Origin of the sequence: Pontibacter populi (assembly GCF_040278685.1) — a bacterium.
In the GTDB taxonomy this organism is placed as follows: domain Bacteria; phylum Bacteroidota; class Bacteroidia; order Cytophagales; family Hymenobacteraceae; genus Pontibacter; species Pontibacter populi.
This window is the reverse complement of the sequence record NZ_JBEOKT010000021.1, coordinates 1-20,890: the sequence shown is the minus strand read 5'-3', so window position 1 is coordinate 20,890 and position 20,890 is coordinate 1. Positions and strand designations below refer to the sequence as shown.

Annotated in this window: 11 protein-coding genes; 7 read left to right on the top strand and 4 right to left on the bottom strand. The window is 44.7% G+C overall.

Going from position 1 to position 20,890, the window contains the following annotated elements; translation table 11 throughout:
* Nucleotides 1-73: 73 nt before the first annotated feature.
* The 7 genes from ABS362_RS17160 (at nucleotide 74) to ABS362_RS17130 (ending at nucleotide 11,341) form a co-directional block, all read left to right on the top strand.
* Nucleotides 74-1,600, top strand: a complete 1,527-nt coding sequence (locus ABS362_RS17160) for a lipopolysaccharide biosynthesis protein (protein WP_350413998.1) — start codon at nucleotides 74-76, stop codon at nucleotides 1,598-1,600.
* An 87-nt stretch (nucleotides 1,601-1,687) separates the two neighbouring features.
* On the top strand, nucleotides 1,688-3,013 hold the full coding sequence (locus ABS362_RS17155; RefSeq protein WP_350413996.1) for an O-antigen ligase family protein: 1,326 nt from the start codon (nucleotides 1,688-1,690) through the stop codon (nucleotides 3,011-3,013).
* Nucleotides 3,014-3,050: 37 nt separating this feature from the next.
* Entirely contained in the window at nucleotides 3,051-3,986 is a 936-nt protein-coding gene (locus ABS362_RS17150; RefSeq protein ID WP_350413994.1) for a nucleotide-diphospho-sugar transferase, read from the top strand.
* A 20-nt stretch (nucleotides 3,987-4,006) separates the two neighbouring features.
* On the top strand, nucleotides 4,007-4,852 hold the full coding sequence (locus tag ABS362_RS17145; RefSeq protein WP_350413992.1) for a glycosyltransferase family 2 protein: 846 nt from the start codon (nucleotides 4,007-4,009) through the stop codon (nucleotides 4,850-4,852).
* Complete coding sequence (locus tag ABS362_RS17140) at nucleotides 4,852-6,129, top strand: glycosyl hydrolase (RefSeq protein WP_350413990.1); 1,278 nt, start codon at nucleotides 4,852-4,854, stop codon at nucleotides 6,127-6,129. The genes ABS362_RS17145 and ABS362_RS17140 overlap by 1 nt, the downstream gene beginning before the upstream one ends.
* A gap of 147 nt (nucleotides 6,130-6,276) precedes the next feature.
* Complete coding sequence (locus ABS362_RS17135; protein WP_350413988.1) at nucleotides 6,277-7,440, top strand: glycosyltransferase family 61 protein; 1,164 nt, start codon at nucleotides 6,277-6,279, stop codon at nucleotides 7,438-7,440.
* A 715-nt stretch (nucleotides 7,441-8,155) separates the two neighbouring features.
* Nucleotides 8,156-11,341: a PA14 domain-containing protein gene (locus ABS362_RS17130; protein ID WP_350413986.1), complete on the top strand. Its 3,186-nt coding sequence runs from the start codon at nucleotides 8,156-8,158 to the stop codon at nucleotides 11,339-11,341.
* A gap of 66 nt (nucleotides 11,342-11,407) precedes the next feature.
* On the opposite strand, the gene ABS362_RS17125 is transcribed toward ABS362_RS17130, so the two are convergent.
* From ABS362_RS17125 to ABS362_RS17110, 4 genes are all read right to left on the bottom strand, one after another.
* Nucleotides 11,408-14,998 (bottom strand): PQQ-dependent sugar dehydrogenase, encoded by a 3,591-nt coding sequence (locus tag ABS362_RS17125; protein ID WP_350413984.1) that lies wholly within the window; start codon nucleotides 14,996-14,998, stop codon nucleotides 11,408-11,410.
* Between the two features lie 139 nt (nucleotides 14,999-15,137).
* Nucleotides 15,138-17,444, bottom strand: a complete 2,307-nt coding sequence (locus ABS362_RS17120; protein WP_350413982.1) for a LamG-like jellyroll fold domain-containing protein — start codon at nucleotides 17,442-17,444, stop codon at nucleotides 15,138-15,140.
* 369 nt (nucleotides 17,445-17,813) lie between these two features.
* Nucleotides 17,814-18,794: a PorP/SprF family type IX secretion system membrane protein gene (locus tag ABS362_RS17115; protein ID WP_350413981.1), complete on the bottom strand. Its 981-nt coding sequence runs from the start codon at nucleotides 18,792-18,794 to the stop codon at nucleotides 17,814-17,816.
* 9 nt (nucleotides 18,795-18,803) lie between these two features.
* Nucleotides 18,804-20,890, bottom strand: a 2,087-nt coding sequence (locus ABS362_RS17110) for an Ig-like domain-containing protein (protein WP_350413980.1), incomplete at its 5' end; no start/stop codon positions are given.

The following is a 20,890-nucleotide window of genomic DNA, read 5'->3' as shown; positions in this document are numbered from 1 at the left end:
ACATTAACAAGACACAACAAGAGCTGTAGGTTAAAAGCCTGCAGCTTTATTTTACGAGACAGTTTTTGAGGGAATGGGACAAAGTTTAGCATCCAAGGCCATAAGCGGCTTAAAGTGGAATACCGTATCAACTATAGCAAATGCTGTGATGCAGATAGGGTACACCTCCATTATGGCAAGGCTTCTGGACCCGGAAGCATTTGGACTAGTTGCTATCTCTATTATTATACTGCAGTTTGGAGGCTATTTTGCCAACATGGGCCTTAACAAAGCCATTATCCAGATAGAGGAGTTAAAGAAGGAGCATATCCGGGCTGCATTTACATCTTCTTTTTTGCTGGGATTGGCATTTACAGGCTTGGTATGGGTACTTGCTCCACTGGCTGCCCAGCTTTTCAAGAACCCTGATGTGGCGCCTGTAGTGCGCATAATGTCGTTCACTTTCCTGGTGAATGGCATGTCTGCTACGGCCTTTAGTTTATTGGAGCGCAACATGCGGTTCAAAGCCATTAGCATCCTCGAAACAAGTTCTTATGTTATCTCTTACCTGGGCATAGGCGTATTGCTGGCTTACCTCGATTTTGGCGTTTATAGTTTGATTCTGGCTTCGCTGTCGCAGGCAACTATAGTAGCTATTGGCTCTTATGCTATAGTTCGGCATAACATTATAATGCTGTTTGACTGGAGCGCCTGGAAGCCTTTGTTCAGCTATGGCAGCAAAATGTCTGTTAATAGTTTACTGGAATGGCTGTCATCGAGCTTACCATCAATTCTGATCGGGCGTTTGCTCGGTGACTATAAGCTGGGTATTTACGACCGCGCTCACAAGCTGGTAAGTCTGCCCATGTATATGCTGACCCGCACTATCTCAAAGGTCATTTTCCCGTCATTCAGTAAAATGCAGTCTGATAATGAGAAGCTGGGCAAGGTTTATCTATCCAGTATAACATTGGTTATAGCCTTGATCATTCCTGCATGCGCCGGCATTTTCGTAGCTGCCCCTGAGATAGTTTATGTATTGCTGGGTAAACAGTGGGGAGAGTCTGTTCCTATTCTGCAGATATTATCGTTTGCGGTGGCACTTAACTTAATTACCATGTTTGCAGGCATTATCTGCGATGCGAAAGCGGCCTTAAATTCCAAGATCGTTCTCAACATCGTTTTTGTATCTGTGCTGGGTATTTTAATGTACGTGCTGCGTGGGTTTGGCCTGCAGGGTTTTGCAGTGGCTTTTTTAGTAGCCGAAGTCGTACGCATCCTGTTTTATCAGCGGGCAATGCACAAAATTCTGGCGCTTAAATACAGGCAGCAATTATCTGTTTACCTGCCAGGGTTAATAAACGGAGCCGTAATTGGCGTTTTACTATACCTTTTCAGCTCTTTCTTACGTACTACTGCGCTGTCGCCTTTACTGATCTTAGGAGTACAGATGCTAACAGGAGCTGTGTTGCTGGCTGTACTAAGCCTGTTGTTCCCACATAAGATCCTGAAAGCTGAAATTCAAACTATGTTGTCGAAAACAGGTCTTCCTGAAAAGATAAGCACCAGGTCAGGCCGGGCATTTCAACTATACAAGAGTTACATCTTAAATACTAAATAGAACTGACACACTACACCATAACAATGCGTAAATCAACATGCATAGCTTATAAGGTGAACTATAGTAGCTGTTAAACCAAGTTATACCATGAAACTGAATTACTCCTTTCTTTTTGTAATTCCCCTGGCACTTATCCTCCTCATGGATAACATGTTTATCGAGCTTCTGAGGCCCGAAGACCCGGTTGGCCAGGAGTTCCTGCTCAGCACGCTGGTGAAAGGTTCGGCTGTGTTGTCAATATTGTACTGCCTGTACTATTTCCAGCGCATGTCAACCTACATGCGGTTTGCGTTCTTTATGCTGTTGTTGTATGTGGCAGGCCTCGTTTTCGAATCCAGATATGTGTATGGTTCTTTTATGGTTTACCCGCACGTTTTCGTGAAGGTGCTCATTTTTGCCTATACCTTCTTTATCTATACCTTTTATAAAGCGAATTACTATATCAAGACCAGCCATGTGGTATGGTTCATCCTGATCGGTTTCTGGCTGAATGTCTTGCTTATAAAACCGCATACGCTTAGCATTTCAGCCTTTACAAACCATGAGCGGGGCGTTTATTCTACTTCGGTGTACATGCTGGTGGTGCCATTCTTATACTTCCTGAGCAACTACTTTTATAAAGGAAAGTTCATGAGTCTTTTCTGGTCCTTTTTTGTGTTGTTCGCCATTTTCTTTTTTCAGCACCGCACCGTCTGGATCTCAACAGCTTTTGTACTGATCATCTACTACGTCTTTATAAGGTTAAAAACAGACAAGCCAATTAACTTCGTGGCCAAGTTGCTGCCCGTCGGTACTATAGTTGGTATCCTGGCTGTTGTTGCCAGTGGCTTTATACTTTCCATTCACCCCGAGATCCTGGAAAAAGTACAGGAGAACTTCTCGGATATTGAGAACTATGACAAGCAGGGAACGGGAGGCTGGCGCTATATCCAGATCATGTCTTACCTGCCGTTTATTCAGGAGAACTTTTTCTTCGGGATGCGCTTTGATGGCTTTGAGTTGCCTATACAGTTCTGGCGGGATGACATTGATGCCCCGGTTTTCGAAGACGGCCATGGTCACCACTTCCATAGTTTTTACCTGGAGATCTTTTTCTACACTGGCTTGGTCGGATTTGGATTATACCTGCTGATTGCGCTATATCCTATAGTCCAGGCAGTCAAAAAGCGTGTACTAACTATAAACCAGATCATGCTGGTTGCCTTTATATGCAGCAGTTTCGTTTTTTCTATTTCCTACGTACTGCCTGTTTTCTTCTATGGCATTTTAGGCTGGGCCATTGCGGCTATAGAGGTAGAACATGTTCCGTATACCAGTTTTATTAAGGAATCAGGGTTACGAATGAGAGCCAGACGCCTTTTATCCAGACGTGCGCTTCCATCAAACGTAGAAGCCACAACTTCTTCTTATTAATAGCAGTAAGAGAATATACTAAAACCCTTATTGATGTATGAATACTTCATTACCGCAAGAACCTCTGCACACCCCGGTGTTGCTGATCATATTTAACAGAGCACATACTACCCAAAAAGTATTTGAACGCATACGACAGGTAAAGCCTAAAAAACTTTATGTAGCTGCCGACGGCCCCCGACCACATGTTACCACTGATGCTGAAAGATGTGCTGAAACCCGCCGTATAGTAGAACAGGTAGACTGGGACTGTGAAGTAAAGACCCTTTTCCAGGAGCAGAACCTGGGTTGTGGGGTGGCTCCCTCCCGCTCAATCTCCTGGCTTTTCGAGAATGAGGAAACAGGTATTATAATGGAAGACGACTGCATTCCATCGCAAAGCTTTTTCTGGTTTTGCCAGGAAAATTTGGAGCGATACAAGCAGGATTCCCGTGTAATGCACATCAGTGGCAACAACTACCTGGATGGCTGGCGCCGCGACTCTGATTACTCTTACTACTTTTCGGATAAAGTGAATAGCTGGGGTTGGGCAACCTGGCGCCGCGCCTGGCAACTATACGACTTTAACCTGAGCAACTACCAGGAATTAAAGAACAAAGGTTACTTAAACGGCATCTTCCTGAATAAACTAGAGGAAACATACCGGTTAAGCAAGCTCGAAGAAACTTATACGAACATACAGAAAGGCGATGTCTGGGATTACCAGTGGGAGTTTACCGTTTATAGTAACTCAGGCCTTTGTATAGTTCCGGAAGTTAACCTGGTTCGTAACATAGGCTTTGGCGAAGATGCGACCCATACGTTTAACCTGCATGATAAAAAGGCACAGGTTCATGAACAGGAAATCGAATTTCCGTTACGCCATCCAAAGTTTGTGATACGGGATGTGGAATCTGACCGCCGCAACTTTAATAAAATGATGCGCGATAAAGCGAGTGCCAAACTTAAGGCTTTGTTCAACTTTAGTCTTTAACAAAAAAATTACTTGATACGATGACACCTATACATATAGTGATACCTGTTTTTAACAGGAAAGAACATACCCGCGAGTGTTTAAAATCTCTAAGAGCCCAAACCGATACCAACTATAAAGTAACTATAGTTGACGACGGCTCTACAGATGGAACCGAAGAAATGCTGAAAACCGAATTCCCGGAAGTAGACATACTGAAAGGCGATGGCAATTTATTCTGGACAGCTGGCGTGAATTTGGGCTTGCGTCATGCGCTTAAACAAGGCTCAGAAGTGTTTATGACCATGAACAACGATGTGGTTACAGATGAGCAACTGATCGAGAAAATGATCTACTGGCACAGGCAAAAACCGGAAGCCTTAATTGGCGCACTGGAGCTGGATGCCTTTACAAAAAAACCAATTTTTGGTGGCGAAAGGCTTAACTGGAAACTGAATAAAATAGACCAGGTACTTGAAAAACTCCCGGAATCGAACCGTAGAGGACTGCATGCTGTGACGCACCTGCCTGGCAGAGGCTTGCTAATTCCGAAAATAGTGTTCGAAAAGATCGGTCTTTTTGATGAAGATAGGTTCCCGCACTACATTGCCGACTACGACTTTACACACACTGCCCGCAGAGCAGGTTTCGAGCTTTTCGTGAACTATGATGCTAAGTTACTGACTTACCCTGAAGAAAGCGGCGAGCGCCAGTTGCGTAGTAATAAAAGCTTTAAGAACTATTATAAGCACCTGTTCGACTTGAAGGGTGGTGGCAACCTGAGAGACTTTACAAGGTTCACGCTTAAAAACTGCCCTCCTCCTTATATTCCGTATCACCTGCTGAACGGCTATACCCGACGGCTTTTAGGATATTTTCTGAAGTAATGCGCAATGTTAATGTAGCTATTGCTGATAGAAGAACTACCCAGTACACCAACTATAAAACTATAGTTGGTGTACTATTGGTAGCTTTTATCGTAATAGTTGCAGCCATTTATTTCATCACAAATAACAGTTTTACCCCGTTTGCATTTAAACAAACGGCTGCATTAAGCTCCCAGAACTATAGTGGGCCCGTGGTTATAACAAAAGGCGGCACTTACACCGGCAACTGGGAATCAACCAACGCTGACATACCGGCTGTCGACATCCAAACCTCTGAACCGGTTGTGATCATCGATTCCAATATCCGTAGTTCGGGTATACTGATAAAGAGTTGGTACCACAATGCCGACATCACTATAAAGAACACCAATGGCTATGGCCTCTCTCCTACTCCTTACACAGGGTTTGCCAAAACGCGTCGCTTTATTGCCCTAAACGATTTCAAGAACCTGGTTGTGGAAAATTGTTACCTCGAGGGCACAGCCGGCATAGCAGTAGGCGACAACTATCGTGGCAACGGAACACCAGACCAGACGATCAGAATACGGTACAACCAGGTTAAGAATATAGATGGACGGATTTATGCAGGCACGGTGCATTCACAGTTCGTACAGTTTAACTTCCGGGGGAGCTTGCCGCATGCCGATATTTCCTGGAATCAGGTCATTAACGAACCTAACCGATCGCTGGTAGAAGACAACATCAACATACATAATTCACGGGGCACAGCCGCTTCACCTATCAAGATCCACAACAACTATATACAAGGTGCTTATCCCATTTTTGCTGCAGATAGTAGCTTTTCGGGTGGTGGTATACTAGCGGATGGCGACGGCGACTTAAAAATTTGTACGGCTTATGTTGAGGCGTATGATAACCACCTTGTGAACCTGGGCAACTATAGCATGGGCATTGCCAGTGGTAATAACATCCGGTATTACAACAACAGAGCTATTAACTCTGCTACTTTTGATGATGGCAAACGTTTCCTGATGTATACTTCCGGTTTCTGGTGCCTGGATTACTATAAAAAGAGCACTACCTTCTCAAATTCTATCGATAACAATACAATAGCTGTGATGGCCTGGGGATGGCCAAATGACAGGCGGGACATTTCTGATATAAAAGGAGCTATCCTAAAGAACAATACATTACTTCCGGGCATTATTACCAAAAAGCATGAAACGGATGAATTTGAAAAGTGGCAGCAAAAAGTAAGGAAGAACTCAGTTACAATTGGGCCAACAGGCAGGAATAAACCATTCATCCCTTTTTAAAGGGTCTCTACACTCTAATAAGTAGCTTATACTAAAAACAGAACCGTAACAGTACACGTAAAAGCTGCAGTAGAAGAATCTGAAATTTAAACACGTAATACCTGAAATAACATTTACACACTCCATTTCCCAAGCATAAACCCTATAATGAAAACTATTAACGCTGGAATATCAAAGTACAGAGTACTGATATCAAAAAAAATAAACAAACTGCTACTAGGCAAACTAAGCGGAAACACACCAGCAACTATAGTTAATTCTGTAGAAGAAGATTTTCACTTAAACTCTGTCAGCAGACACGTTAATAAAATAGTCCCGATCTCTCAGCCAACTATAGCACATTATCCATTTCCCGAAAGCTTTCCTGTAAACTTCAGGCGGTTCAAGGCATTCGACAAAAAGAACCTGTACCTGCTGAAAAATGTAACGGTCTCTCCTTTTTCAGGATTAACCTGGCTCGAGAATAAACACTTTTTAGTTGAAAGTATTGGCTCGTTGTACAGGCTGATTGGCTGGGACAATGTATTGCACGAGCCACTGCTACCGAGCAGTGAATTAACGGAGCAGGATGTGGTGGTAAGTTGCCCAAAGAATCCTTTTTATCACTGGGTATTCGAATCGCTGGCAGGACTTCTGGTAACTCTGGAGCATATTCCTAATGCCAAAGTAATGATACCGGCGAACAGCCCACAATACTGTCAAGATGTTTTAAAACTGATCTTTGATGAAAAGACCTATGCCGAGCGAATTATAGTTGCTGATGGCGTAAAGCAGGTACCGAATTTTGCCATGTTTCAGCAGGAACAAGATGCAGGCTTTGTACACCCGGTAACCATACGCGCACTACAGAACTTCCGTGATAAGGTGTTAGGCCAGGTACAACTATCTGTTCCTAAGGAGCCGATGCTCTATATATCCAGAAGTAAAACCAGTAACCGAAGTTTGGCAAACGAAGAGGAACTGGAGAAAGCGCTGGAAGCGATCGGCTTTACCATTATCTATAGTGAGCAGTTATCGTTGGCCCAGCAAATTGTTCTGTTCTCGCAGGCCTCATTTATAATTGCCCCGCATGGCGCCGGCTTAAGTAATATAGTCTGGACAAAAGGGAAAGCACGCTTATTGGAAATATTTGCGCACAACCACTTTAATGATTGCTTTGCAAGGCTGGCTGCAGGATTAGGGTTTAACTACCGCTATACGCAGGCAGGACCTCATCCGGGTACTTGCGGGCGTGTAAATGTGCAGGAGATAATTGATCTCACTACCGAAATGCTTAAAACAGAATCCCGTGCCACACAACAGGTAGCATAACGAATTATAGTTTAAGCCCCCTTTCAAAACAAACGCTGGTAGATACACTATCAGCGGTTGTTTTGAAAGGGGGTTTCTGTTTCTCTACTATAAAAATAAAGCTTTTGCCAGGTAGCTTCAAACTGCTCTTCTATTCTAAGACTAAGCGACTTCTTTAGCCTTAAATATTCTTATAGCGCTATATCTTATTAATATTTAAATGCTATAACTTAATATAATTCAACCTCTCTTTCACTATATAGTTATATCCATATCTAACTATAAAAGTATATCAACCTAATTTATCTTCAATTTCATGGCAAACTTTCTGGCCACAGATACAATAATTCGGAACCAATTATTTTTGTCATATTTTTAACATAAATAATAACACATTTTAATTATAATTATTTTAATAAAAAAATAATTTGTGTAACCGAAACTTTTTCAAAAACCTGCAAATTTTTGCTTAAAAGCATTTTATACAGTCACTTACATTTATAAATTTTTGAAGTAATTATAATTTTATTCAGAAATTTAAGGTAAGTGTTAGCATTTGTAAAATTTTCCAGCATATATTTGCAACAACTTATATATGAGCAATTTAAACAAACCACTCATTATCGGTATGTTAATCAAATTGCTCTTCTTCTCTTAGGTAAAGTAAATTTTACGAGAGTATCTAAGAGAGGAATAAGTAAGGTAAATTAATATTTTCAACTTTTAGCCAAAAAAGATGAATCCAAACACCTCTTATGCAAATAAGAAGGCGAGCTCAGTTTTGCTTGCTCTATTGCTTACATTCATCGTGAGTGTATTCACACCAAAAACAGTTCAGGCTCAAACCTATAGTGGTCCCCTGGTGATCACGAAGGGCGGTACCTACACCGGAAACTGGCAATCAACTAACTCTGATGTTCCTGCCGTTGATATTCGTACTTCCGAGCCGGTTGTAATCATCAACTCTAACATTCGTGGTGCTGGTTACCTGATAAAGAGCTGGTATTATGCAGCTGATATAACTGTAAAGAACACCAATGGCTACGGTATCGCTCCAACTGCTTACTCGGAGTACCCGAAGACCCGCCGTTTTGTTACCCTAAACGACTTTAAGAACCTGGTAGTAGAAAACTGCTACATGGAAAGCACAGCCGGTATTGGCGTTGGTGATGATTACCGTGGAAATGGTACTACAAGCCAGACGATCAAGATCCGCTACAACAAAGTGAAGAACATTGACGGTCGTGTGCACGGCGGTAAGGTTCACTCACAGTTTGTGCAGTTCAACTACCGTGGCTCAGTTCCTAACGTAGAGGTAGCCTGGAACCAGGTAATCAACGAACCAAGCAAGTCGCTGGTAGAAGACAACATTAACATCTTCAACTCACGCGGTACTTCTTCTTCTCCGATCAAGATCCACAACAACTATATACAGGGTGCTTACCCTGTTGATGCCAAGGGCAGCAGCTACTCTGGTGGTGGTATACTATCAGACAGCGATGGCGACATGAGTACTGCTACTGCTTACATCGAAGGTTTCGATAACCACCTTGTAAACGTTGGTAATTATAGCATGGGTATCGCAGGCGGAAATAACATCCGTTACTATAACAACAGAGCTATCAACTCAGCTACTTTCGATGATGGTTCACGCTTTAACATGTATACTTCAGGCTTCTGGAGCCTGGACTACTACAAGATGGGAACTACCTTCTCTAACACTATTACCAACAACACGATTGGTGTAATGGCATGGGGATGGCCAAACGACAGAAGAGATATCTCTGACATGGAAGGTGCTACGCAGTCAAACAACACCTCTATTGCAGGTACCATCACAAAGCAGCACGAAATAGACGAGTTTAACAGATGGCAGCAGAAACTGAGCAGCAAAGGAATTGTATTAGGACCTAACGGTTCAGGTGCAACTACAACTACTTCACCAGAGCCTGCTCCGGCTCCGGCACCAGCTCCAGCCCCGGCTCCTTCAACAGAAACATCTATCACTACCTCGCCTTCAACGGGCACTGGCAAGATCACGCATGAGTTCTGGACAAACGTACACGGCAGCAGCACATCGGTTATCCCGGTAAGCACTACGCCAGCTAAAAAGACAGAGCTTGCTTTGTTTGAAGCACCATCGAATGTAGGTGATAACTATGGACAGCGTGTTCGCGGTTATGTAACGGCACCGGTAACTGGTAACTATACTTTCTGGATCGCTTCTGATGATCAGGCTGATCTGTACCTGAGCACATCTGAAGACCCTGCTAAGAAAGTAAGAATCGCTTCAGTGTCTGAATGGACTAACCCACGTGAGTGGACTAAGTTTGGTGAGCAGAAGTCAGTAGCTATTAAATTAGAGGCTGGTAAGCGTTACTACATCGAAGCGCTTCACATCGAAGGCGGTGGCGGAGATAACCTGGCCGTTGGTTGGACACTACCAAACGGCACGCAGGAAAGACCAATACCAGGCAAATACCTGTCACCAATGGGAAGCACAGCAATTGTATCAGCTCCTACAACAGAACCTGCTCCGGCACCAGCACCAGCTCCAACTACAGAGCCGATCACCACTTCGCCTTCAACAGGCACTGGCAAGATCACACATGAGTTCTGGACAAACGTACATGGCAGCAGCACTTCGGTTATCCCGGTAAGCACTACGCCAGCTAAAAAGACAGAGCTTAGCCTGTTCGAGACGCCTTCAAATGTAGGTGACAACTATGGCCAGCGTGTACGTGGTTATGTAACTGCACCGGTAACTGGTAACTATACCTTCTGGATCGCTTCGGATGACCAGGCTGAACTATACCTGAGCACGTCAGAAGATCCTGCTAAAAAGGTAAGAGTAGCATCAGTATCGCAGTGGACAAACCCACGTGAATGGACTAAGTTTGGTGAGCAGAAGTCGGTAGCTATTAAATTAGAAGCTGGCAAGCGTTACTACATCGAGGCCCTTCACATCGAAGGCGGTGGCGGAGACAACCTGGCTATCGGCTGGACACTACCAAACGGCACGCAGGAGAGACCAATACCAGGTAAGTACCTGTCGCCAATGGGAAGCACGTCTACTACAACGACAGCACCGGCACCGGCTCCAACTACAGAACCGATTGCAACTATAACAACCGGTACTGGTAAGATCACGCACGAGTTCTGGACAAACGTACATGGCAGCAGCACTTCAGTAATACCTGTAAGCACTACGCCAGCGAAAAAGACAGAGCTTAGCCTGTTCGAGACGCCTTCAAATGTAGGTGACAACTATGGCCAGCGAGTACGTGGTTATGTAACTGCACCTGTTAGCGGTTACTATACCTTCTGGATCTCTTCGGATGATATGGCTGATCTGTACCTGAGTACTTCAGAAGATCCGGCTAAGAAAGTAAGAATCGCTTCAGTGTCTGAGTGGACTAACCCACGTGAGTGGACCAAGTACAGCGAGCAGAAGTCAGTAGCAATCCAGTTAGAAGCTGGCAAGCGTTACTACATCGAAGCATTGCACCTGGAAGGTGGCGGTGGTGATAACCTGGCCGTTGGCTGGACATTGCCAAACGGCACGCAGGAAAGACCAATACCAGGCAAGTACCTGTCGCCAATGGGAAGTACCGGAGCTATAACTACAGCAGCGGTAACAACAGAAGATACGCAGATAGTTTTTGAGAATACAACTGCTTATCCGAACCCGTTCACGAACACAATTACGCTGGATTTCGCAAACCAGCAGAATGTAAAACTGCAGAAGGTAGTTCTTCTGAACCAGGTTGGCAAAGTAGTTTATGAGCAGAAGGCACTTGAACTTACTAACAACAAGCTGGTACTTGACCTGACAAGCATCAACATCAAAAAAGGTCTTTATATCCTGAGATACACAGATAGCCAGGGTGTAGCTAACAGCATTAACCTGATGAAACAATAAGGTTTCTGAACCATAAAAAAAAGGGCACTTCAGCTGAAGTGCCCTTTTTTATTTTCTATAGTTCTGCTATTCTGTAACGATCAGTTTTCTGCTGATGCTTCTTTCTGTTGAGTATAAGGTCAGGTTATAGAAGCCTGCATCAATCTTATTCAGCGAAAGGACATTTTCCAGGAGGCCTGCTGCATTTGCCTGTACAGTTGTCTCCAATACTTTCCTTCCGGTAGCATCGGTCATCAGTAAGGTCAGGGTTTCGTTAGGCTTAAGTGTAGTAACATGCAGTGCAACCTGGTTGCCTTTAGTTGGGTTAGGGTACACATCAAATTTGCCTTTAAAGTTTACATCCTTATCGATGCCAAGCGGATTTGTACCGCAATACGTTCCACTACCGCCATTAAACTCCTGGGTTATATCGGCAGCGGTTAGCGCTCTAGAATATAGCTTGACCTCATCCAGGTCACCTTCGAAATGGTAACCATCTCCTAAGTCAAGGTAACCAATGTTCAAGGCCGCGGCACCTTCAAAGCCATTGTCATAGCTGATATCGATCTCATCAACTTTAACCCCATCAACATAGAGGATGTTCTTGTTAGAACCTGCATCGCGAACGGCTGTATACAAGTGCCAGTTACCATCATTCACTTTTGGTCCTTTACCTCCTACAAAATTACCCTGGTGGTTAATATCCTTTAACATGAACATGGCATGTCCCTGATCGTCTGTACCGATCCACCAGTGCATAGCTGATTCGGTTGCGTTACGGCCCATGATAACAGAGTTGCGGTTTATAGTTGAGCTCGTACGCATCCAGAAGCTGATCGTAAATGGCGTGCTAGCTCCCCAGTTGAAATTAGAGGCATCGCTTAGGTTTACACCCGTTGTACCCGCAAACTTAAGTGCGTTATGGAATTTACCAGTTACCAACTCAGGACAGGTTGTGCAGTTTGCCACAGCTGCCGAAGCATAATCCTTAAATCCGGCATCGGTAGTAGTTTCATCAAAGCCTAAGTATTGAGCAATTCCCGGCATACAATTCGGAAGATCTACCTGGGTTGAGCCTCCTACTGCAATTTTCACTGCATCTGTCGTCTGGAAATGTACACCATCGTCGGTAGCCTGTGCTGTAATGTTGTAAGTGCCTGCTGTAGCGCCGCTCCATTTTGTTGTAAATGGTGCCGTGGTAGATTCAGCGATCTGTGCAGTACCAGCATAGTAAACCACTTTTGTCCACTTACGATTAGGGTCTGCAAAGCTTACTTTCAGTTCGATATCCTGCCCTATTTCGTAGCTGGCATTGTTGGTTGGTGATGTGATAGTTACTGGCTTAACTACACCGCCACTGCAATTCGGGTACACATCCACAAAATCTGTAGCAGACAAGCCTCCGGCATCAGTTACCTTCAGGCTGATCCTGTAAAAGTACGTTTCACCATCGCAACCAATCGGAGTTATAGTTGTGGTTGTTTCTTTTTTGGTGTCTACCGGCTCTGGATGTACGTGCGTGTTATGGTGTAAGGTGGTTTGCCACTCATAGCTTAGCTGATCACCCGTATGTTCGTTGTCGGTTACATCGGCCCGTAAATTATAAGTTGTAGGCTTATCAAGCGGGTAAAGCGTTCCCTCGGCCGGGCTGGTGATGTTTGCAACAGGTGGCGTATTGTTAAGTGTTATCGTCAGTTTTGCTGTAGCTGTTAAACCACCATCATCCGTCACCTTCAGGGTAACGGTACGGGTTACGGTCTGGGCAGAGGTAAATGTATGTTGGGGGTTTGCATCAGTTGACTTTGCAGAACCATCGCCAAAATCCCATTCGTACTTTAGCGCTTTGTTCTCAGGGTCAGTAGACTCGCTGCCGGTGAACTTAACTGTAAGTGGGCTTGAACCAAATAGTTTATCTGCTTTTGCTACCGCTTTAGGAGGCTGGTTTCCGCCGTAATAAGCGATCTTTAGAACTTTAGTGGCGTAGTTGATATAATAAAGCCCGCCCGTTACCGGGTTAGTTGCAAAACCGGTAACAGTGGCATCTTTGCCTATAAAGTTACGGATAGAAGTGAGCTTATTGTTCGCATCAAACACGGCATTCTTTATCCAGCCGGCACCATAGTCCCCGAAAAAGTAGGTATTCTTGTACGTTGCCGGCAAGTCAGAGCCAGTGTACCAGATACCACCCGTAGAAGAACTGCCATAAAATGGACTGCCTGTCACATTAGATCCGGCCTCGCCTATACCAACAGTTGCAGCGTCTTCGCCATTAAAAGTACCGATCCTGGTTATCGCCTTAGGCTCAACCCCGTTCTGCACAATATCATTTACCCAATCCACGACAGGCCTGGAATGCACGAAGGTATACTGTTCAGGAATTGGAGTAGTATTATCACAGGGATTCAGGAATTCTGGCTGGGTGGTTTTGCGGGCTTGCTTCAAAAGACTTCCGAACGTGTAAAATTCTTTACACATATCAGAGTTACCAGCATTTGCCGCGCTGTACTTAGGGTTTGGAATAAACGGGTTCATAACCACGCGAGCGATCTCGAAATAAGACGGCTGCGCCATCAGGCCTTCGAACATAGGCCAGCCCAGGTTCATGCCACCTTTATCAACCACACTGATCTCTTCCCAGTCCATCCAGCCTACATCGCCAACATATAAAATGCCCGGAGAAGTAGAACTACCAGTACCCGGTTTTACAGTAAAGCGGAACGGGTTTCTTAAACCCAACGCCCACACCTTCGACTCCACTGAATTAGGTTTGCTGGCATCATAGAATGGGTTAGATGGCAATCCGTTACCGGTAGCCGGGTCTATACGAAGTATCTTGCCATTATAAGACTGGATCTGCTGTGAACGGAAAGCGCCGACATCTTCTTTAGAGCTGATGATGCCATCTGCAAGCGCCTGCGGAACGAACGTATCATTCTTAGGATCATTCGGGAAATAGCCATAGTCTACGCCGTTGGCAGTAGCGCCGTCGCCGGCTGAAACCAGTAAAGAACCATCTTCACCGAAAACCAGTGAACCTACCCCATGCGAAATGTATGTTATAGGAATACCTGTAGATACTGTCGCGCCAAGTAATATTTTTCTACTGCCGGTGTTAACAGTTAAAGTACCATTCGACAGGCTGGCTGTGTAACGCGTAACCCTGCCTATAGTTGCTTCATTCTGGCTGATGTTTGATGGGTCGTAGCCACTTTTGCCCGAGTTCATCAGGTGGTTGCGATCTACTACATACAACAGGTAAATAAATCCGTTTGTATCGAAATTAGGATCCAGCTCAAAACCAAGTAAGCCGTGGTCTCCCCAGTCGCCTACTTCATCGGTTATATCAATAAGTGGGTTAGCTGCTCTTTCACCATTCTCAACAACCCAAACTTTACCTGCTTTCTCCCACACAAACATTTTCTTTCCGTCTTTAGAAAACTTAAGGCCAACTGCCATATTCCATTCTCCGCCCACCGGCTCTTCAACAAAGCCTTCAGGCAAACCAGACGAGGATTGTGCAGACGCTTGTGCTATAAAGAAGAAAGCAAAAACTATAGAAAGTATACTATTAAGGAGCGCTGACTTATATCTGAAAGGGTGCCTCAGCTTCTTATTATGAGGTAGCAGGAAGTATGCTTGATAAGAAGGCTCTCTTCCTGTTATGTAAAAGTTATTCATAATTATTCGTAAATATTTGATTTACTATAGATTACTATTAAAATTCGTTTTGTTAGATGACCGCAGAAACCAGGGCCGAAAAACCGGTATACACAGATGAGCTATAGTTGTTGCATTAACTTACCTGTGTACAACTTTCTTAGTCTATTACCACTAATTTTCTGCTTATAGTCTTAACATCTGAGATGACAGAAATCACATACATACCTGCCCTTAACTGGTCTGGTACAGGAACTATAAAATCTAAGGTGCCATCTGAAGCTACCTGTAACTCCCGGGTTATTATTTTTTTACCTGTTATGCTCGACAGCATGTAGATCACGCGCTCGTCAGGCACCAGATTGGTAACATTTACGTTTACCTCGCCACTCTGTACCGGGTTAGGATATAAAAAGAAACTTGATGCAATGGTACCTCCAAACTCGATTATGACCACATGCGAGTGGGTAAAAGCACCATTTTGCTTCACAATACGCAGCCTGTAGTATCCGCGTTCCTTTATAGGGGCAGGATCGGTGAAACTATAGGCCAGGCGCTCAGCGCTGGTTCCTTTAGCCTGCACGGTCCCTATTTCGGTAAACTCGGTACCGTCTTCAGATCTTTCTACAACAAAATGCGATAGTTCAACTTCTGTTTGCGTTTCCCAGTCCAAAACAACGGATCCACCTTCAAATCTGCCTTCAAACGAGATGAGCTCCACTATTCCATCGAAAACCGTCTGGTAGCGTTCTTTTATTTCTGCTGCTGACAGAGCACGTCCGTAAAGCATAACTTCGTCCATGTCTCCTTCAAACCGGTATCTGCCTTCGCGGTCCAGGTATCCGATGTTTACCGGTGTTAAAGACTGAAAGCCGTTTTTATAAGTAAAGCTGCCCTGGGCTACCTGCTCTCCATCCACGAAAAGCCTGTTTGCTCCAGACCCGCCGTCTCTTACAGCAACTATATGGTGCCATACGCCATCGGTCAGTTTGGGTCCGCCGCCTATTCCTATTCCATCCCAGAGGTAATCTTTTAACTGAAAACTTGCATGGCCTTCCGAGTCAGCTCCTATCCACCAGTGCAGGTCAGAATCACGGGCATCGCGGCCGATCAAAACCCTGTTACCAGATGTGCTGGCAGTAGTTCGCATCCATAGTTCTATCGAGAAACTTTCGTCGGGTAGCCAGTTAAAGTTGGAGCTGTTCGCCACATTAAGTCCTGTAGTTGTCCCGTTAAAGCGCTGCCCTCCGGAAATCACCCCCGGAATTGGTTGTGGCCTGGCTTCCGGTTTACAGCTGGCATTATAAGGGGTATAGTAATCTCTGAATTCAGTTCCGCTTACCTCGTGCAGCATCCAGTGGTGGCGCAGGCCTCTTAGTTCAGTTATGCTGTTCTTCACACTGATCGAATAGGATTGCTGTACCTTGCCCTGACTGTTCTCGACATTAACAGTAACATTAAATTTGCCGGCGCTGGCAGGTGTCCATTTAATCTGGCCGGTGGTGGCGTTTATCTGCATTCCCTGCGGGCTGTTAACCAGCGAGTAAACCGGGGCAGGAACCCCGATGGCCTCTACATCATAAGTATATGGCTGTGCAGCCACACCAAATGTTACAGGATCAGACATAATTACCGGCGGAAGATTTTTAGGGCCGCAGTAGGCAGCAGAGCCATAGTTATATCTTGACCTTACTTCGGTTTCGTTCAGTGCCTTGTTATAGACCATCACCTCATCTATAGCTCCGGCAAAATGGTAGCCATTGTCTAGTTTGTAGTAGCCTATAGTTGCCGGCGCAACAGACTTAAAATCGGTTGTGTATTTATCGTAAAAGAAATCAGCTGCCTTATAGCCGTCAATGTATAGTTTGTTTTTGAGCAGGCCGCCGTTACGCATCACCACGATATGGTGCCATTTACCATCGTTGATCTTCTTGCCCATTTTCTCGGTCTTAAAGCCAACACGGTTCTTGTCGTATAATTCAAAAACGGCATAGCCTTCCGGGTCTACACCTATCCACCACGACATTTTAGAGTCCGTGGCAACACGGCCCATGATTACCTGGTTCCTGCCTGCGTTACCGGTTACCTGTACCCAAAGTTCTATCGTAAAGTCAACATTATTTTCCCAATCAAACCGTTCTGTCTCAGGGATAACTATTCCATCATTCTTACCATCAAACCTCTGAGCGCCTGCAAATAAACTTTCGGTTGGTGTCGGGCAATTGGTACAGTTGGCTACAACCGGGCTTACATAATCTGCATAAGTTCCGGCAGTTTTTTCATCAAATCTATAGTGATGGATAAGATTGTTAGGGCACTGGGCCTGCGCTGAAAATGAGGGCAGACAAAGTAGTACAGCTAACAGAACAGCACCATACGCATGAAGCCTGCAACTGCTAATCTGGTTAAAAGCCGCAACTATAGCTTTAACCATATTACTTATGGAGTAACAGTAAGTATATATCATAAGTAAGATCGCTCTTGATAAAGGGTAAATTTGGGTTAAGGAAGTAAAAGCTACTTATTCGAAAATGATGATCAGAAATAAGCAGATTTTGCTTCGCAGGCTGGATTTAACCAGCAACCATAGTGTGTTTATGCTAAGTATTCAGATTTCCTTTTATTGGAAACTTCTTATATTACGGAGGTTTGATCTATAGGTTTACAGAAAAAAACAGGATCTGTTTCTGTACTGATATGGCGGCTGTTTGTTCCTTGATTTTAATTATCAGGTAGTTACAAACAAACTATAGTAAGTAACTATAGTTCAGACCGATATCCCTTGTATAACCGACCTGAATGACAATGCAATTTTATAGTTTAAAACCGCCAGTAATTACCAGAGAACTACCTGCTTTTGAGGCGAGGCTGTTTGCCTGCCACGGAGCTTATATGCAAGTGTTATTTCATTCGATGGTTTGTCTATAGTTGCGGCATCGGCTACTGGAGTTTCGTACAGGTAGCTGATCTGTAGTTTATTGAATTTGATGCCGGCGGTAGCTGTAAAAGCCAGGTTATTCCGGTAACCGCCTCCCGCCCATAGCATGTTCTGGTAAACTGCTTTCAGTTGGCCTTCTATAGTTGCATCGGTCTGTTTGTCGTGCTGGTATATGGTATTAAGCACAAGGCCCAGGTCATCTGTCAGGGCGGTGCGGTAACCGGCGAGGCCCACATGCCTGCGGGCATACATTTCATCCATAAACTCATCCCCGGACTTTATCAGTTTGCCTTCTGTTACATCCTGCATACTATAACTAATGTAAAAGTTACTTGCTTCCAGGGTTAAGCCCAGGTTAAGGTCCGTTTTGCTGCCACGGTTGTTCTGGCCCAGCAGGCCGCTGTATTTCGGGTCGTTTTCCTGGTCCAGGGTTAGTTTGTTGCCATCCAAAGCCAGCAACGTGTACGTTACAGCACCACCCCAGCGGAGCGTTAATTTTTCGGAAAGCCTGATGCCGGAACCATAACTCAGATTTGCCTGTGTTTCGCTGTAAGGCCCAAACGACTCTCGGAGCAACAACAGGCCAAGGCTGTGCTGCATGTCGGTTGTATAAGCGCTTCCGTTGTTTAACTGGTAGCCTTTGCCCTTTTTAAAGTCGTTAAGGTTAAATTCTGCCGAAGCAAAAATTGTTTTGGGAGCATCTTCAAAACCTGTCCATTGGTTGCGGTACAGCGTTTTTAGCTGGCTTCCCTCCTGCCCCGTCAGCGACGGATTATAGTAGGGCCGCACCTGCGAAAAGTTGCCAATGTATTTACGCGTCTGTGCAGTGGCGCACAAACTATAGAATGCCAGTATAGTCAGGAGTATATATCTTTTCATGTTACGCAATTATAAAACGGTTAGCACCCCTTTTTGTACCAGGCCGGTATCTTTTACATGTATGATATAAAAGTATGCCCCCTGTTGTACTTCGCCGTTCTTTCCTTTTCCGTCCCAGCCTTTTTCAGGGTCGGTGCTTTGGTACAGTCGCACGCCGGCTCTGTCCATTACGGTAATTTCCACCTCGTTATAGAAGCGTAATTCCGGCACAGTCCAGGTATCGTTCACTCCGTCACCGTCCGGCGAAAAAGCATTTACCAGTTTTATTTTTTCCTGCGGCTCGTAAACCGATTTGGTTAAAGTAAATGTCTGCTCGATGGTGTTGTTGTAAGGGTCTTTACTTTCTACCCTGATCTTAAAAGTAACGACACCGGAAAGTCCCTTGTTAGAGGTCAGGTGCAGCTCATTATCCTGGATAAAGAAATAGGAATTCTGGTCATCTCCTTCGCCAGCGATCAGCCTGTACGTGAATACTTCATCATCCGGGTCTTCGGTAGTAAATGTTCCCAGCACTTCTGTTGGCTCCGCTTCCGGCTTAAATTTGCTGATGCTCAGAGTTAGGGCTGTAGGCGGTCTGTTAGGCTCTACTTCTATTATCAAAGTACCTTTCCGGTTACTGAAGTTGGTCGTATTATCCGCCAGTTTAAGGTCGCCGCTGATGGTATACTTGCCTGCTACCAGTTGATTATAGTTACCCTTCTGCCAGGTTACGTCCAGGTAATCCTCTTCGCCGGTATTGTATGTTACTTTTACCTTCTGCGGCAATGGTATTTCACTAAAATCAGTATTGAAAGGCACTTTAAGTTCACCGGTCGGGGTGACAGAAGCAATGTCTTTGGTAGCCTTTAAAACCTGGGCAGTTGCATTATCGCCTTTGTTTCCGGCTTTATCAGTCAGGTAAACCGTCACTGTTAAAGTCCCGTCTTTTAACCCTGAGAGGTCCAGGCCCGGTATGTTTATAGTTGCTGCTGTTGCTTCGCCAGTTCCCGTTACCGGATCACCGCCATTGTTACTTGTAATGGTATAAACATAGCTTGCACCTGTTTCAGAACCTGTAATTTTTAACGCTACATTCTTCTCGTTGGTGATATCAACCTGCTCGACGCCAAAAGCAACCGCATAGCCTGCCGGAGCCACGGAGTCGAAAGTACGCTTTAGTATGTTCGATGCCTCGTTACCGTTCTTAGCTGCATCCTGTGTTTTGTTGGCGGCTATCGTTACGCTAACTTCACCTTGCACAGTTGGGCTGATGAGCACAGTATAGGTCTTACCATCACGTTTGGTGAGCTCTGTGGCAGTGCCATTGGTAACAGTAACATCACTTACATCAAGTCCGGTTACAGGTTCGCTTAACGTTATAGTTACCTCAAAGGCTGTATTTATAGTTGCCGCTGCATTTGTGCTTAACACTATAGTTGGCTTCGTAACATCATACTGCATCACGAAAGCATCAGAAGCTGTATTGTTATTTCCGGCCAGGTCTGTCACTTTTGCGTCAGGCAACTGCACTGTTACGTTACCATCTGCAGACGGTGTTATAGTGGCGGTATAGTTTGCGGCATCAGTACTTTTCAGGTTGTTTATAGTTCCGTTTGTTACAGCCACATCAGCAGCAGCCAAACCATAAACAGCTTCACTAAACTTAATACTGATCTCGAAAGGCCCGTTTACAGGGCTGCTTTCTGTGGAGGTAATGGCTACAGACGGTGCTGTAAGGTCTATAGTTACGGCAAAGTTACTTCCGACTGTACTCGTGTTTCCTAAGGCATCAGCGGCTGTAGCAGTAAAGGTGTGGTTGCCTGCAGCCAGGGCAGTTCCTTCATAATTAAATTCCCAGTTGCCTGAGCTGTTTGCTTGTGCTGTTCCTATAGTTCCTTTTCCGGTCAGGGCTATAGTTATAGTTGCATTGGCTTCTGAAGTGCCACTCAGTTTTAAAGTATTATCTGATGTGATCTTATCGTTGTTAACAGGACCACGATCTTCGGAAATGGCAACTATAACCGGAGGCGCAGGTGGTGTGGCATCTATCGTCCAGGTATGCGTTGCCGGCGAAGAATCTATGTTTCCGGCTGCATCTATAGCTCTCACTTTAAAAG

Coding starts and splice junctions, on each gene's coding strand:
- ABS362_RS17160 (WP_350413998.1), top strand. CDS start 74: ATGGGACAAAGTTTAGCATCCAAGGCCATAAGCGGCTTAAAGTGGAAT.
- ABS362_RS17155 (WP_350413996.1), top strand. CDS start 1,688: ATGAAACTGAATTACTCCTTTCTTTTTGTAATTCCCCTGGCACTTATC.
- ABS362_RS17150 (WP_350413994.1), top strand. CDS start 3,051: ATGAATACTTCATTACCGCAAGAACCTCTGCACACCCCGGTGTTGCTG.
- ABS362_RS17145 (WP_350413992.1), top strand. CDS start 4,007: ATGACACCTATACATATAGTGATACCTGTTTTTAACAGGAAAGAACAT.
- ABS362_RS17140 (WP_350413990.1), top strand. CDS start 4,852: ATGCGCAATGTTAATGTAGCTATTGCTGATAGAAGAACTACCCAGTAC.
- ABS362_RS17135 (WP_350413988.1), top strand. CDS start 6,277: ATGAAAACTATTAACGCTGGAATATCAAAGTACAGAGTACTGATATCA.
- ABS362_RS17130 (WP_350413986.1), top strand. CDS start 8,156: ATGAATCCAAACACCTCTTATGCAAATAAGAAGGCGAGCTCAGTTTTG.
- ABS362_RS17125 (WP_350413984.1), bottom strand. CDS start 14,998: ATGAATAACTTTTACATAACAGGAAGAGAGCCTTCTTATCAAGCATAC.
- ABS362_RS17120 (WP_350413982.1), bottom strand. CDS start 17,444: ATGATATATACTTACTGTTACTCCATAAGTAATATGGTTAAAGCTATA.
- ABS362_RS17115 (WP_350413981.1), bottom strand. CDS start 18,794: ATGAAAAGATATATACTCCTGACTATACTGGCATTCTATAGTTTGTGC.